Below are 14,472 nucleotides of genomic sequence, written 5' to 3' on the forward strand. Positions count from 1 at the left end.
ATAGAAATGTTCTACAACCCGAAGCGCAAACATAGTACCAACGGGATGTTGTCACCCGTCGAATTCGAAAGACGACAAATCTGATCAAACCGGGTATCTACAATTCCAGGGGCTATTCAGTCTCTATGTCTTCACTGCGATTTCTTCCTGCTTTGATGAGAGCGTTATGCCAGGTGCCAAGCAATGACCGATAAGCAACCGGCCGTGGATTTCTCGAAGGCGACCGATAAGGAAATCTTTGCTGCGGCAGAGCGGCTGAAGAACCTGTTTCGACCGCGCCGGCCCTTGCCTGCAGATGTTGAGAGGCCGACAGCTGCCATCCTGCCCTTCGCGAAGGAAGAATGAACAATGTTTAACCGAAACACTTCCTGGATGTGCATGCCGTCGTTGTTGGGCTCCTTCTTGCACTATCTGGTGGTGTTCCCAAGCCTGACTTTGATCTTTCCGATAATGAAGTGAACAGCGCAAAATGAGATGACACGAACGCAAATCTGTGTCGACGCCATTGAACCTCAAACGCACCACAATCTAGCGATGGCATACTTATGCGCGCCCTATCCGCACGATAGATGCCAGACAGCTACGCATCTTCATGAATATTACAGTCGATATTGCTCAAGCAAAGATATCTCAATCTTCATACCATCGTAGGCTGGTATGATCCCAGCTGGAAGCTCGCGACACAAAGTCTGATAATCTAGATCGTCGTGCAAATTTGTAAATATTGAAGACTTCGGTTGAAGTATGGTAGATACTTCTAATGCCTTCTCCAAGTTAAAATGACTAGGATGTGGTTTCCTCCTCAAGCAATCCAAAATCAAGTATTCAAGCGCCTTAAGACGTTCCAACACACAATTCGGTATTGAGGAAACATCAGGTAGATATGCTATTCCCGAAAAGCGAAATCCAAGTGCCATTATATCCCCATGCTGCACATATATTGGCTCAAAACTAATTGCACCCCCATCACCATTAACCGTAATCATGCGCTCTGGTTCAATCAAAGTGTGCTGAACTATGGGAGGTCTTTCCGTGCATTTTCCCTGCTTGAAGCAATAGCCGAATGCTGATTTCGCCCGCTCGAATGTGTTAGCATCCATGAAGACAGGAATACTTTTCTTAGAACTGACCATGAGAGACCTTAGGTCATCGATCCCGTGTAAATGATCTGCATGGGGATGGGTGTATAGAACAGCATCCAATTTCTTTACGTCAACTGATAGAAGTTGCTGCCTTAGATCTGGCCCTGTGTCAATTAGCACAGAAGTCCTGCCGCCTTTGTTTTCTAAGTTGACCAACACTGAGCAGCGCAGGCGTCGGTTTTTAGGCTCTTCTGGGTCGCAAACGCCCCATTCATTTCCTATTCGAGGCACACCTACTGATGAACCGCAACCGAGTATTGTTACACTTAACTTCAACTGAATTCCCCGAAACTGAACACGAAAGACGCGTTATTTGCCTCCACCTAGTCACCAAAACAACTATCTTCGGAGACAATCTTTACTCGCTGCTCTGTCAGCAAGCATCTACCCCCCACTTTCGGCAGAAAGCTTTTTTCTCTTCTAAGCTGTAAAAATGATTAAAATACTTATTAGCACCATAGTACATTTCAGCAACCACTTCAGGTACCTTTACTGATTGCCGAAAATATAGATAAAGTTTTTTATTTTTTCCATTACTCGCTTCATTTGTATTAATTATCTTAAAGTCTGGTGCATCAACAAATTCACCAATAACGGATTCAAGTTCATTTAATTTCTCAAGCTTTATTAATAACAACTCGATATTATTTTCCTTTATTATTGTGTATCCCGCCTCCCTATTAAACGGGTATTCAAATACATTAACTCCAAAAACTTTTTGTAATTCTTTCGTGAACCATTCAAATTGATACCCAGAAGAACACTTTCCATTTTGCGTAGCACGGCGCAATATCCCTTCTGCGCAATTCGCTAGAGATGGCTCACTCGCTTGGAAGTAATTATTTCTCTTCAGCTCATCCACGTGATAGAGAAAATGTGAGAAGTCTCTGCTTATCGGCTCTCTAACTAGGGATATTATCTTTAGCCTCGCTGAAGATCGGATTTTTTCGTTGCAGATCCGAGAAGCCAACTGAATAGCCTCCAGTTGTGAGGCGGTAGGCACCCATGCCAATTCTGGCACCAGATCAAATATAAATTCTTCAGTGAGCATGTGCACGTGTGTCGCAGGGATGCCCGCGTAAGAAAGGCTATTACAGACTGACGAAGACCCGACTTTTCCTGGTTGGTACACAAGAACATCGCCGTCACAATAATGCTCCGGGCACCACCAGTTCTGATAAAGGTTACGTTTCGTATCCTTTGGCAAACTAATCTTGATTGCTTTGATATCACGATACCATTTATTGATACGTACATCCTGTAAATTACTCAAAACTAGTTGATCCAGCTCTTCAAGAGTATAAATATACTCCCTTCTAATTCCTGACCTAGTAAGACTATCGAGTATTTCTAACGCATTGTGCGATAACCCTGTAACGATAACCACTTTCGGAGTTGAAGCACACTCTTCGACGAGTTGGTCGGGAGTAAGAATATCTAATTCAATCAGACGCCCCGACTTATACGTATCGCAGAAGCCTTCGACGTGCACACCATCAAAATAATTATTTAAAATATTGTACGTTTCTACACCAGTAATACCCGCACCATATAAAACTATATTCAATTTAAATAAATTTTCGTATCTATCTCTACTGTATATTGTAATCATCGGGTTTCCTTCGAATGAAAATCGTTTTTATCCACAGCCAAGACATCATTTTTCCTTTGGGACAACAGGGTTCCATTAGATTGTTCATCTCTGCTGCGGGCTTGCAATCACCAGCAATTGTAGACTAGACACTACTCAACTTTTTTTTGAAATATGATGAGCTAACCCCTTCCGTCCTGGGGAGATAAATCACCTGACAATGTGGTAAAAGAAAATCGAACTTCCCTAACCAATCATCGCCCATGCCGAATATATCAATATCAAGGCGATTTATGTCGTGAACCTTTTGATCCCAACAGGTCTCAAAATAAACTTCATCCACACAACGCAATGCTGCAACAACTTCCGCTCTATCCGCACATTTGCTCAATGATTTCTTTCCTTTCACTTCATTGAATTCGTCGGTAGAAACAAACACAGTTAGATGATCGCCATAATTACGCAGCCTCTCCAGCAAACGCAAATGACCAATGTGAAAAAGGTCAAACGTACCGTAGGTAACTACTTTCTTCATTGTAAATTCCTTGCAAATAACTCGGAAAACCATTTATTTTTTTATCTAAAATCTTTAGAATAAAACAGTGCGGAATATATCCGATACCTTTAGAAACGTAGCTTGTTTTCACTGCCAGACATTAGCCGAACAACATTTGCACGATGCTTAAATACAATAATACATGCCAATAATATGACAGTAACATTAAAGTAAATTGTGTGACTTGAGGAAAACAGAACAGTATACGTTGAGAAAAACACGACAGCTAAGATTGTTCCCAACGAAACATAGCGCGTCAAAAGGATCACGGTAGCGAACACACCTAAGCTCATCAAAGCTGTCGACCAACTGAGCATAATCATTACAGCAGCAGCGGTAAGGGCCCCTTTTCCGCCCCGAAATTTGAAGAATATCGGCCAATTATGGCCTACGACCACTGCTGCCCCTGCTAGAAGCGCGCCTAGACTATCAACGGCATCGCCCGTTTGGACGAATATACCCAGCCAATCGCCGAACAGGCAGGCAACGACCCCTTTGAGAACGTCAAACACCAGGACAAGGATAGCGGCAGGGACACCGAGGGTTCGCAATACATTGGTTAGACCCGCACTTTTACTACCATGCTGCCGGACATCAATACCCCAGAAACGAGATACGATAATGCTCGAATTCAAACTCCCCAGCAGATATCCAAAACCAATAGCTGCTGAAATTTTCGCAAGTTCCACTATCAAGAGACATTCCTTCTATTAAGAAATGAAAAGATGCGAATTTTTCTATTCGCATCTTTTCACTGGTCCGTTCGACTTTAGGATTGGTACCAGTATTAGGCTTTTTTAAGCACACAAAATACAGCCGAATGCAGTACTTCAAATATCTTCGGTTGCTGCTCTAGATATTTCCAATGTTCCTTGTCAAAGTATGCTCGTTGCTCTTCCGTAATCGAAGCCGCTGCCAAGCCACGTGTAGCCTTCATTCTTCCGTGCCATGCTTCGCGAGTGAAAGGGATTGAAACATCAAAGGCACAGGATTCATCAACAGTAAATCCGGATGACAAATCAACCTTGTAGGATTCAGGTATTCCCTCCTTTGTGAATTTCGGTCGATCGTAACCAACACCATTCCAGTCAGGATTGACCTCCAAAACCAACTCTTCACCTCGCTTTGCAATTTCGCTTTCTTTCGGTAACCACACCAAAGACATAATGGCGAAACGACCATTCTCCTTGAGCATTTTATGAATCCGAGGCATTAGTTTTGTTTTATCGAAGTATGTGAAACACATACAGGCTAAGACGGTATCAAAGGTATTCGCAGGGAAATCCACTTCTTCTGCAGGCGAGACGACATATTCGATGTTAAGCCCTTGTGATAGCTGTCGAGCCCGCGCAATTTGATGTTCCGAAATATCTGCGCCTATAAACTTGGCTCCGTACTTTGCTAAGGTACGCGGTAAAACACCAGTTCCTGTCCCTAGATCAAGAACTGTATTGCCTTCACTGCACAGACCTATTTGATGGATCTTGCTAAAGAATTCTGGAGGATAAATGTCCCGAAACTTCGCATAATCTTCAGAAATTCGACCAAAATCAAAGGACTTTCCATCGTCGATGTGGTTCAGTTTAATCATTGATACCTCTTAGAGTGACAGTACGGACTTTTGGTTACAAAAAAATATGGCGCAATCCCCCAACTTGTTTCTGTTATTGGATTACTTTTGGTAAGCGAAATTTTGAAGCAATATGGCTGTTTTTTTGTTGGTCTGGTGGTGGTAATTGAAGATAATCATCATACGTGTACATTAGGTATTCATGTTTTTCTTTGATGGCTGAAAATAAATGCTTTTCGAACTGGATACGTTCGACTTCCTCGAACCATGAGCGGGGATATCCAGCTGTTCTATCTCGAGGAAGTGGAAACGAATTTATCCGAACGTGTCTAGATTTCAGACACAAGCGAGATAGCCACGTAAGCTGGTTATGTGCAAACGCCGTTGGGACAAAGCGCAAAATAGAATAGCAGGCTCTAGCGATTTTAGTACGTGCTGTCTTCCGACCTACTTCAGAGTACAAAACTTTCCGCAGCGCATAACAGTAACAGCTGTGTACAGAGCGTCCGAGTACAGTTTCTGGAACACCATCGATTGGGAAGATGTCGAGGAAGATTCCCGTTTTCATTTTGAGGTGCTCTTGGCCTAATCGCGTAAATTCGCTGTCTTTTCGCCTTATGCGAGCATATCCCCAACGATAATAGCGGTCAGTTATGTGATCTTGATAAAAGAACTTCGACGAGTCCAATTCAAAGGCACACACCTCTGCAAACCTACGGTACTCAGAACGCGTCATTGCAATATCCAAATCATCATCCCAGGGAATGAAGCCATTGTGCCGAACTGCCCCTAGTAATGTCCCCATAAACAGGCTGTATCGAATGTTGTGCTTCCGGCATATGCGGTCGACTTCGAGAAGCATATCCAACAGCACCAGCTGAAGGGATTTGAGATCATCAGTCGATAAATTTCTCATCAAAACTAACCCGGCATATTTGGACGAATGTGGTGGTTGACGACCGATAGAAGTTGCTATCGATACACGACGAATACGTGACTGTATGTTTCACTTTTTACCTGTAAGAAAGCTTGAGCTTACTTATTAGTCATCCAACATGAATTCCTTGGATTGATATAGGTTCACATCTTCCACGGTATCGACTTCCCCCCATTTACCGATGCATGGAATTGCCGTTACTGGCATGCCCATTTCTATTGCCACCGACACAACAGTGGTCATGTCTGCTTTTCGAATACTGGAACCTAGTGTTTGGGCTGCCTCCCTAATTTGCTTCCAGCCCATAGGGGACATGCGCATCAGCCCCATGTATTGGCCGTGGGCTTGTACATGGGATGCAATCTTTTTTCCGATTGATTTGACACGCCCCTTATCGTCCAAGACAAAACTCTCCGCGTCGTCCAATGGGGTGCTTGAACGTTTAGACCAGAGCTCATACCAATTAGGATCATAGGTTAGAGCAAGCGGGCCTTTTTGCTTTTTCAGAGCCGTAATAGTCTTGGAAGAATAAAAGATGTCTCCGTAGGAGACAATTACCGCCCCACAACGTAACCATTCATTTGCCCGCGAAAGGGACGTAAAAATACCTGTGGTTTCCCAATCTGAATTATAAAAACAAGGCAAACCCGCAGAATGTAGCAATTCGCCTTTATATCCAGTCACAATCGCGATCTGATATATGCCAGCTTCGCGCAAGGCACTGATTTGCCTCGAGAGTAAACTTCTACCGTTTAATTCGGTCAAACATTTAGGTCTACAGCTTGTCAAATCACCCAAGCGGCTACCCCGCCCCGCTGCAAGAATTATCGCCGCCGTCATATTCTCGCTCCAAAATGTGATTTCATGATTTGTAAATCTTCTGGATCAAACGGGTCTGATCTTTCAGGATGCCACATAACACCTTTAATTTGCCCATCTAGAAAACTAGCCGCTTCTATTGACGCATCTTTTGCGCGCGCCCACACCATTACTTCTTTTGGTGCAGTAACTGCTACGTAATGATGGTAAGAATTCACTTGTCGGTTTTCTAATCCGACGATTTCGTGTCGCGTGCGGACATGCACCTTTGACTGTCTAAATTCTGCACCGAAGCGGGCTAAAATGACTTGGAAACCACGGCAAATTCCAAATACCGGACGTTTATTTGAAATAGCCCAGTCGAGAATGATGCGCTCACAGACATCTCGCTCAGTTAGGCTTCCTGATAGCGCTGCAATGTCACCTCCTCCACTAAGCAGCACACCATCTGGCTTAATTCTTTCAAGGAGTTGCCCATAGCCGTCGACTAGGTTGGGCAATACCACTGCCTTTATTCCAATCTGGCAAAAAAATTTCGCCCAGTTTACGTCAAGTGCGTCAACGAACTCTCCGCGACCTGAACGCTCAAGAGTCACGGGAATGATTGCAACGAGTGTCATCCCAAAGGCTCCACCAGCTGAGAGTCGAAATCCACTCTGATTGCACGGCTTGCACACCACTGCTCGAACAAATTTTCTCCTGCACCGATTACGGCCGGAACTCCTAATTCCGCAGCGCGGATAGCCATGTGCGAGTTTGCACCACCATATGCTGTGAAAAATCCTTTGATTCTTTTTGTGAATATCCAATCGTAACCGGGGTCCGCTTGCTTTATTCCAACGATCTTGTCCGTCAAGTCCGAACTTTCTATCCCCGCTGTATTGCCAACAATTATACCAACACCCACAAAATTCGGCCGGTTTACATTGCCTACAAAGCCCATTACATCTGAATCTGAGGAAATAATGGGCGGCAATTTAACAAACTGCATACCAGAGGAAATAACACGCCCGCGCTCGATAGACTGCTTCAGCGCGTCATCAAGATCAATACCTCCCGAGTAAGCCTCAAGAATATCGAAGACATTTGCGTAACTCAGATCCTCCCTCGTCAATCCGTGATCGTTTCCGAATTCCGTCAATACTGACAAGGCTGAAGAAACCGACTTTGAAAATTCAAACTTTGCCCATTCTCTTGCCGCAATCGACTTTCGAATGAATGCAAACAGTGAATCCGCATCGCTGCTAAAACCCGCTCGACTAAGAATTTTTGAAATTTCGATTTTGGTACTCTTAGGAACCGCGAATCTCTCTCGCTGAACCTCAATCGGATCGATATGTTCGCCAAAATATTCATGCGGAGCTTCATCAAATCGATGAACGCGAATATCATAAGTACCAGGTCGAAGATGGCCATAGCGCTTCAAAAACTCGCGCCGATCCAGAACCGAAATATCGTCAAGCATCTGACCGCTGACGGTGTTCACACCCGCCATAAACGTCATCAGTTGGCGTTCAGATAACAAACCAATTTCGGCAAATGAGCGTAATAAATCGGTTCCGACAAAAGCAAAGCGCGCTAGCCTAGCAAATCTAGGAGTTCCAAGTTCATGGCAGTTCTTTAATATTGAGTACAACCGCCATGCAACCGTTCTACCACCATTCGATTGGACTAAAAGTTGATTACTTATTTCTTGAAAAGATTGCTCGTTGAAATCTAAATGCTGTCTCGCACTCTCGATCATACTTCGGGTGTGATCGAGAAGCTTTTCGATCAAAATGCCACGCTCATTGTTCGACATATCAGGAGCAATTTTGTCAATGCGGGCTTCAACTGATGGTGTCCAGCAAGTTGCTGCAGCTTCGAACTCTATTTTATCATGCACGCTTGGATTGTTTAGTATGTATCCAATTTGCGCCTCTACAAACTTCTTTGCAACTGGCAAAGGTAGACCTTCGGGCAACAGTGAGTTCAGGCTAGCCCGTACATCGACATAAGGCATGCCATTCAACATCACTAGTAAAGGAACATTTTTAATACTTCGATATCCCAAGTCACTCCGAGAGTTTGCCCAAACATCATTGGTGACCAGGTAACGATACAATGAAGAAGAAAGTGTTCTTGGGTGCGTACCTATTATTTCCGCCGGGTTCCAATCAGGCATAATTCCGAGGATATTATTGTCGCCCACGACATGAGGATGTGGTGAGAGAGCCTCCCGAATTTGCCCCTTAATTGCGCGAAGAATACGGTTACTTGGCACGTCAGAAGGTAGGTATCGGCAGGCAAGTAACCGTACCTGGAGCACGTAAGTAAAGCCGCCCTTTACAGCGAACTCAACATCAAGTGGAGTCGTTCCAAATATGTTCTCAAGTTCAGATACTGCTTCTGCAATGTCTCCAAGTTCTTTCGGCAACTCAATGTTAGAACCTCGAACGTATGTATAAGACTGTAAATCAGCTGTTGATCCGGACGTCACTCCGTTTGTCTCACCGTTTGTCTCATATTCGATAACATAGTAGCCAGCACCACTGGTTGGATCCCTCGTGAATACAACACCTGCAGCACTTGAATTATCTATGTAACTCTGAATAAACACTTCATTTTCTGGCAGAGACTGGTGATATGATTTGAATACTCGGGAAATTGCAGAATAAATACTTCGTTTGCCTAATTTCGCGACAATACTTTGATAAACACCCGCTTGACTTTCACACAGTGAGTCCTCTCCAATAGCGCTAGATCGCACTATTACTTTGCGACCAACGCTAAATAGACGACATAGCTCGTTGAAAATTTCTCCTTTGTCTTTCGACCATTGCGTATACTTGAACACCACCATTGGCAGGACTCTTCTTTGCTCAAATTGCCGATCAACAAATCTCAGCATTTCTGATTTGGTCATTGTTTCAAGTTGAGAATTATAGATTGACTTCATAAATTTTTCTCGACCTAAAATTGTACCCGTTTACAACAAAAGCCTAGTAATTGCTGTGGGACAACAATCGCTTTGTACAGACTCTTGCTATTCAGGGATTGGTTTGCTTGCTGAGCAAGGAAGTTTAAGTATAGATAATCGCGTGTGCCAGTGGTCGCTCGTACCGCGTGTCTTCTGTCAGCCTAAAGTCTCCGCCTACGACTATCTCTTCTCCGTGTTGCCGCAGACCAACGGACCCACCACTATCGAGGGCCATAGCTTCGATTAAGTTCTCGCTGAGCGCAATTTCTATTAGTTCGTCGAATGTTGCACCGTAAGATTTTCCTCGCATGGCTCTGACTTTACTTTGCGCGACTTTAGAAGCTGTCCCCTCAACAACAATCAACACTAGCTTCCCACACACGGTAAGACCAAGCATCGACCTTGCTGCTTTCGTGTTGTTTGCGGAGGCTTGAAGATTAATAGGTGCTACTCGTTTATGCGCCTTATCAGAAATAAACTTCTGCTCGCTCAAAATGTTTTCCATGGAGCATCTTTCCCCCATTTTAACTAGCGTAGGTCCACACTGAATACCTGAAATCAGCCCAACAATTGCTTTGGGCCTAAGTTCAACACTATTTTTTCTTCGCAATTCCTCTATGACAGTTTTAGTGAGATTATTTTTATTTCCCCGAACAATTACACCAGCTTTTGGGATACTAGTGCCCCCACCATACCGAACTGCGACAATACGTTGTTCGACAATCACAAGTTCGACGGCCGAAACTTCTTTAGCGGTTCGTTCCGTTTGACCATCAGGATATATAAATGCAAGAAAACTATCTTCGGCACCACCATCTATACACATTCTTCCGCCACAAATGGCTACTTCAAAATCAGCACCAGACAAGTATCTCTGCTCGAAACCACTCTCCAACATTAGCATGCACGGACGACCATACATCGGAAGACTTGTTACCACTCCACCTTCAGCGCGAAACCCAATTGGATCACGAATACTCTGAAAGGGGAGCACACATTCATCATAGATAATTGTGGAATAGCCAGAAGCTGACACGATCTGCATATCGCTCAGCTCGATGTCACTAAGATATCCTAAATCACCAATTGGCAGAACTTTTGGGTGCTTTATGGTGTCAAAATCTTCTGGAAAGCCAAAGTGCACTAAGCCCGAAGACCTCCAGAATTCGAAAACCTCCAGAAGTTCTTCTTGATCAATTTCGAGAGGTAAGGGAATATCTCGAAAAACAAAGTCAACATAGTACTGAGCCCAATAGGCTACCAAACACCGGAAACTTATAAACAGCGTTTTTTTATCGATACTCTGATGGAAGAATGTCGGAATATGAGCTAAATCTGTGACTAATATGTCTTCTATCGCCACAGTTACACAAGATGCAGTTCGTGACGCAGTTAAAAAATGCGCGTAATCGCTACTTTTTTTTTCCAAAGAACTTTTTAGCCGAACAACCTGAAAGTCATTCAACTTCTTCACAATGTAAGAAATGCTTGCAGCTTCAGATTGAAACCACTTTTTTTCATATATCATTTCTCAAAGTCCCAATAAGATATTTCACTTTGTTTTACTTCGAATATGCTTATGGCTTTCGTGCAATTAGATGCATGCACTAACACTTCGACACCTAGCGCATTAAGCGCGTCAGTAAAAATTAACCGTCATATAAGTGACCACAATCCAATCGACGTGTACAAATGCCTATCAACATGCTTACTCAACAGACTTTGTCGGTCATGAGCTCCGAATAACTCCTTCATTATTTTCCCCAATATGAGTTTTGATACTAGTCGATGGATACTCATCTAAAAGACCAAGAATCTTCTTTATCTTATTACAGCGAGAACTAAGATATGAAGAAGGATACATTTCAGAAATTGCTTGCGGCTTGGAAACAAATTCTGGAGTAATACATATGTGCGTCAGAAACTTGTATCTATCTGATTGGTTATCCAAATCAGCATGCCAAAGTGGCCCAAACCACATAGCCATCGAACCGCCAGGAATTGTCAGTGCTTTGGTTTCATTGTTTTCCATACGTATCTGGAATTCGCCGTTTTCGGTTTTTGGGTTCCTATTCCAGTGATGACTATTAGGAATGTACACCATTGCGCCATTTGATTGATTTAGGGCATCCAATGGAATTAAGAGTTTAAGTCCAAGTCGAGCATTGAAAAATCTACCCAACTTTCCCGGGCTCCCATCGATCATGTCACTTGCAGGAAAATCAACATGTGGTCGAAAGTTAAACTCTTCACTTCTCGCATCGCTATGCTTCACAACTTTGATATCAAGTGACCCAAGCCGATAGCGGCTTCCGAAAACCAAGCTGCACAATTGATTAACATTGTCATCGAGCAAAATTCTTTCAAACCATTCAGATTTATCCAAAAGACAACGGACGGTTCCTAATTCATCTGCTTCGTATGCGAGTGTAATTTTTTTTAACTCCTCACATGCTTCCTTCGGCAAGAAGTTTTCAACTACATGTATCCCTTCGCCATCGGTCATGTTGCGATACGCTTCGCTCACATTAAAATCCAGCAAATCAACCATGAATTCAGATCCGTTTTTGTGGTTGTGGAAACACCATGGCGGCGAAGTCATGCATCGAAATCAACTTCTGAAATTTTTCCGAGCGGCTCTCCAACCACGTTCTTTCATAGTTATTTTTCATCAAGTGAGGATGGTTGATAAAGGGCGGCGAAAAAAGCAAAGTAAGGACGCCTCTATCAGATGAACTCTGATTTGGCATTGCACAATGCCAAATAGGTCCAGACCAACAGGCAAGCGTTCCGGCACCAATTTCTAGTCTTTCAACTTCACCGCTTTCTAACTTGCGAGCGAACTCTTCTTGGTCCGGCATCTGATACCGTTTATGGCTGCCAGGAAGATAAGCAGTTGCACCATTTTCCAAGGTCAAATCAACCAAAGGAATTAGAACCTGAAGCCCTAACGGAACTCCAAAAAACCGAGAAGCGATGCCAGGTGTTTGCCGAACAACAGCACGATACGGATAATCTATGTGCGCAGTAGTTACATGTGAGTGCTCTGCCCCTACATCCGATCGGGAAGGAATGATCCTAGCTCCCAAGGCAGATAGACGATACTCAGTTCCGAACAGCTTGAGGCAAATCTCTTCTATTGTCTCATTGGTAACGAGATCTTCGAAATGAGGCGACTTATCAAGAAGACATCGAACACTACCTAGATCGTCAGGTTCGTAAGACTGTACAATACTTAATATTTCATTACACGCGCTGGTGGTTAGAAAATTAGGCAGAGTAAATAAACCCTTACCATCAGTCATTGCGCCAACTGCTAGTTCAGATATCAATTTGCATAAGTCCTTTTATTTTGACATTACGAAATTTGGCTGAGGCTGTATTTTTGGGTACTTGAGTCCAATGCCTAGCACTTTCAATACTTCTTTGTCTGCTGAATTCAGCTCTCGAATATTAAGTAAATCACCAACATGGAAGGGTCGATTAATAAATATCGGTGAACATCGAAAGCTGACCAATGTGACAGGCTGACGAGACGAGTTTCTTATCCTAGTGGATAGCGGCGCCGACCAAATAGAGACGGAATTTCTCTTCAAAGCTACCCGTCCTGTCGACTTTCCGGGAAACAAGTGCCCTTTCGAAAAATTTTCAGCTATTGAAAACTCAAGATCGACGGCCCCTTCAGTAGAAAGGGGTATTAGAAAATTCAGAATCAATGGTGAGCTTAGTAGAGTATCGCTAGCACAAGTGTGCATCTCATCTTGCTGAATGGAACTGTAAGGGTATGGCAATCCTTGCTCAAAAACCCCGCCTAGCTTGAGTGTGTGCAGCTCAATTGAAGATAAAACCCATTTGACCTTAAAGAACTGATCCGCGATATTTTTGATCGCCTTATCACTCATCAGATTGATGATTTCTTTCGAAACTTTTACTTCTGCGTATCCGTTGGGCATTTCAGGTGCAACTTTGACATTACGCAGATTAGAATACATTCTTCCGTAAGTTGAATTATCAAAAAAATTCTCTAAGACAATGGGGAAATGATTTTCGTTTAATTCAAGAGAAGGGATATGACCGGATTCTATCTCATTCATAACGCGTGCCGTCAAACCTCACATATTGCTTTATAGCTATTAGAGACCGCGAAATTCGCTTCAACCTATCGGGCTTAATAGCTACAAAGCAATTCTATCACTAGTTTTAATATATATCAATAAGCGCAATACACTTTTAAGCGCTAGATTGCATCATCACAACAACCTTTGATTACTTCAGGAAGGTGAATTAACAAGATCGTTGACGCAACAATTTTCTCTCGCTTTTAGATGAAACTTTGATGACGGATTTATGTCACTAGACTTTAGCATCATCGTATTCCGAAGATGCCAATGCCCTAGATGTGGAACCTCAATAGGTTGTCCATTCGGGCCAGACCAAGGAGACTGGAGTTACCACGCTTCAACCATCCTTGGAGGCAAGCCCGAATGAACATATACAAGAATGCCTGTTTAACACCAATAGGTTGAATAGCCCATGGAGTTGTAAACACCTCATCACTTATAAAGTGAGGCAAGGAGTTTACGATGCCCAAGAGTCATTTTACCGATGAGTTCAAGATCAATGCCGTTCGCCAGATTACAGAACGCGGCTACTCAGTAGCGGAAGTTTCTGCTCGTCTCGGTGTCAGCACACATTCCCTGTATGTGTGGAAGAAGAAGTTCAGCAAGTCCCCTGATGCGATTGCTGAAGCTGATCAACAATCATCCGAGATACGCCGCCTGAAGCAAGAACTCGCCCGGATCACCGAGGAGCGCGATATTCTAAAAAAGGCAACCGCGTACTTCGCCAGATATGAGAAGACAGCGGTCAGGTATATGACTACCGCAAAATCCATGATG

At 43.5% G+C, this 14,472-nt stretch carries 15 protein-coding genes; 2 read left to right on the plus strand and 13 right to left on the minus strand.

The features are described 5' to 3' along the window. Nucleotides 1–183 precede the first annotated feature (183 nt). Nucleotides 184–345, plus strand: coding sequence for a hypothetical protein (locus tag K355_RS25640; RefSeq protein WP_022734398.1), 162 nt, complete (start codon nt 184–186; stop codon nt 343–345). 254 nt (nt 346–599) lie between these two features. On the opposite strand, the gene K355_RS0122385 is transcribed toward K355_RS25640, so the two are convergent. From K355_RS0122385 to K355_RS0122445, 13 genes are all read right to left on the minus strand, one after another. Further along, nucleotides 600–1,418 carry an MBL fold metallo-hydrolase gene (locus tag K355_RS0122385; RefSeq protein WP_022734400.1) on the minus strand — a complete coding sequence of 273 codons (819 nt, stop codon included), beginning with the start codon at nt 1,416–1,418 and terminating at the stop codon, nt 600–602. 97 nt (nt 1,419–1,515) lie between these two features. Beyond that, nucleotides 1,516–2,754 carry a putative capsular polysaccharide synthesis family protein gene (locus K355_RS0122390; RefSeq protein ID WP_022734401.1) on the minus strand — a complete coding sequence of 413 codons (1,239 nt, stop codon included), beginning with the start codon at nt 2,752–2,754 and terminating at the stop codon, nt 1,516–1,518. Nucleotides 2,755–2,878: 124 nt separating this feature from the next. Then, complete coding sequence (locus K355_RS0122395) at nt 2,879–3,268, minus strand: adenylyltransferase/cytidyltransferase family protein (protein ID WP_022734402.1); 390 nt, start codon at nt 3,266–3,268, stop codon at nt 2,879–2,881. Nucleotides 3,269–3,357: 89 nt separating this feature from the next. After that, entirely contained in the window at nt 3,358–3,978 is a 621-nt protein-coding gene (gene plsY / locus K355_RS0122400) for a glycerol-3-phosphate 1-O-acyltransferase PlsY (protein WP_211219050.1), read from the minus strand. Between the two features lie 98 nt (nt 3,979–4,076). After that, nucleotides 4,077–4,880 (minus strand): class I SAM-dependent methyltransferase, encoded by an 804-nt coding sequence (locus K355_RS0122405; RefSeq protein WP_022734404.1) that lies wholly within the window; start codon nt 4,878–4,880, stop codon nt 4,077–4,079. A gap of 73 nt (nt 4,881–4,953) precedes the next feature. Further along, the gene (locus tag K355_RS0122410) at nt 4,954–5,775 is read right to left on the minus strand and encodes a LicD family protein (RefSeq protein WP_022734405.1); all 822 of its coding nucleotides are present in this window, start codon (nt 5,773–5,775) and stop codon (nt 4,954–4,956) included. 126 nt (nt 5,776–5,901) lie between these two features. Then, nucleotides 5,902–6,636: a phosphocholine cytidylyltransferase family protein gene (locus K355_RS0122415; protein ID WP_022734406.1), complete on the minus strand. Its 735-nt coding sequence runs from the start codon at nt 6,634–6,636 to the stop codon at nt 5,902–5,904. After that, a complete protein-coding gene (locus K355_RS0122420) occupies nt 6,633–7,235 on the minus strand; it encodes a gamma-glutamyl-gamma-aminobutyrate hydrolase family protein (protein ID WP_022734407.1) in 603 nt (200 codons plus the stop codon). Before K355_RS0122420 ends, K355_RS0122415 begins: the two co-directional genes overlap by 4 nt. Beyond that, the gene (locus tag K355_RS0122425; protein WP_022734408.1) at nt 7,232–9,553 is read right to left on the minus strand and encodes a PEP/pyruvate-binding domain-containing protein; all 2,322 of its coding nucleotides are present in this window, start codon (nt 9,551–9,553) and stop codon (nt 7,232–7,234) included. Before K355_RS0122425 ends, K355_RS0122420 begins: the two co-directional genes overlap by 4 nt. 124 nt (nt 9,554–9,677) lie before the next feature. Continuing rightward, nucleotides 9,678–11,102: a phosphodiester glycosidase family protein gene (locus K355_RS0122430; RefSeq protein ID WP_022734409.1), complete on the minus strand. Its 1,425-nt coding sequence runs from the start codon at nt 11,100–11,102 to the stop codon at nt 9,678–9,680. A 201-nt stretch (nt 11,103–11,303) separates the two neighbouring features. Continuing rightward, a complete protein-coding gene (locus K355_RS0122435; RefSeq protein ID WP_022734410.1) occupies nt 11,304–12,125 on the minus strand; it encodes a phytanoyl-CoA dioxygenase family protein in 822 nt (273 codons plus the stop codon). A gap of 4 nt (nt 12,126–12,129) precedes the next feature. After that, nucleotides 12,130–12,879: a phytanoyl-CoA dioxygenase family protein gene (locus K355_RS25255; RefSeq protein WP_022734411.1), complete on the minus strand. Its 750-nt coding sequence runs from the start codon at nt 12,877–12,879 to the stop codon at nt 12,130–12,132. 42 nt (nt 12,880–12,921) lie between these two features. Beyond that, complete coding sequence (locus tag K355_RS0122445) at nt 12,922–13,668, minus strand: hypothetical protein (RefSeq protein ID WP_028791877.1); 747 nt, start codon at nt 13,666–13,668, stop codon at nt 12,922–12,924. Between the two features lie 489 nt (nt 13,669–14,157). Between K355_RS0122445 and K355_RS24780 the strand changes: the two genes are divergently transcribed. Then, nucleotides 14,158–14,472, plus strand: a 315-nt coding sequence (locus K355_RS24780) for a transposase (RefSeq protein ID WP_022734413.1), incomplete at its 3' end; no start/stop codon positions are given.

It is taken from the genome of Thalassospira lucentensis MCCC 1A00383 = DSM 14000 (assembly GCF_000421265.1).
In the GTDB taxonomy this organism is placed as follows: domain Bacteria; phylum Pseudomonadota; class Alphaproteobacteria; order Rhodospirillales; family Thalassospiraceae; genus Thalassospira; species Thalassospira lucentensis.

What these genes read in the sequence shown, in the direction of transcription:
- K355_RS25640 (WP_022734398.1), top strand. Translation starts at nt 184, where the DNA reads ATGACCGATAAGCAACCGGCCGTGGATTTCTCGAAGGCGACCGATAAG.
- K355_RS0122390 (WP_022734401.1), bottom strand. Translation starts at nt 2,754, where the DNA reads ATGATTACAATATACAGTAGAGATAGATACGAAAATTTATTTAAATTG.
- K355_RS0122395 (WP_022734402.1), bottom strand. Translation starts at nt 3,268, where the DNA reads ATGAAGAAAGTAGTTACCTACGGTACGTTTGACCTTTTTCACATTGGT.
- K355_RS0122405 (WP_022734404.1), bottom strand. Translation starts at nt 4,880, where the DNA reads ATGATTAAACTGAACCACATCGACGATGGAAAGTCCTTTGATTTTGGT.
- K355_RS0122410 (WP_022734405.1), bottom strand. Translation starts at nt 5,775, where the DNA reads ATGAGAAATTTATCGACTGATGATCTCAAATCCCTTCAGCTGGTGCTG.
- K355_RS0122415 (WP_022734406.1), bottom strand. Translation starts at nt 6,636, where the DNA reads ATGACGGCGGCGATAATTCTTGCAGCGGGGCGGGGTAGCCGCTTGGGT.
- K355_RS0122420 (WP_022734407.1), bottom strand. Translation starts at nt 7,235, where the DNA reads ATGACACTCGTTGCAATCATTCCCGTGACTCTTGAGCGTTCAGGTCGC.
- K355_RS0122425 (WP_022734408.1), bottom strand. Translation starts at nt 9,553, where the DNA reads ATGAAGTCAATCTATAATTCTCAACTTGAAACAATGACCAAATCAGAA.
- K355_RS0122430 (WP_022734409.1), bottom strand. Translation starts at nt 11,102, where the DNA reads ATGATATATGAAAAAAAGTGGTTTCAATCTGAAGCTGCAAGCATTTCT.
- K355_RS0122435 (WP_022734410.1), bottom strand. Translation starts at nt 12,125, where the DNA reads ATGGTTGATTTGCTGGATTTTAATGTGAGCGAAGCGTATCGCAACATG.
- K355_RS25255 (WP_022734411.1), bottom strand. Translation starts at nt 12,879, where the DNA reads ATGACTGATGGTAAGGGTTTATTTACTCTGCCTAATTTTCTAACCACC.
- K355_RS0122445 (WP_028791877.1), bottom strand. Translation starts at nt 13,668, where the DNA reads ATGAATGAGATAGAATCCGGTCATATCCCTTCTCTTGAATTAAACGAA.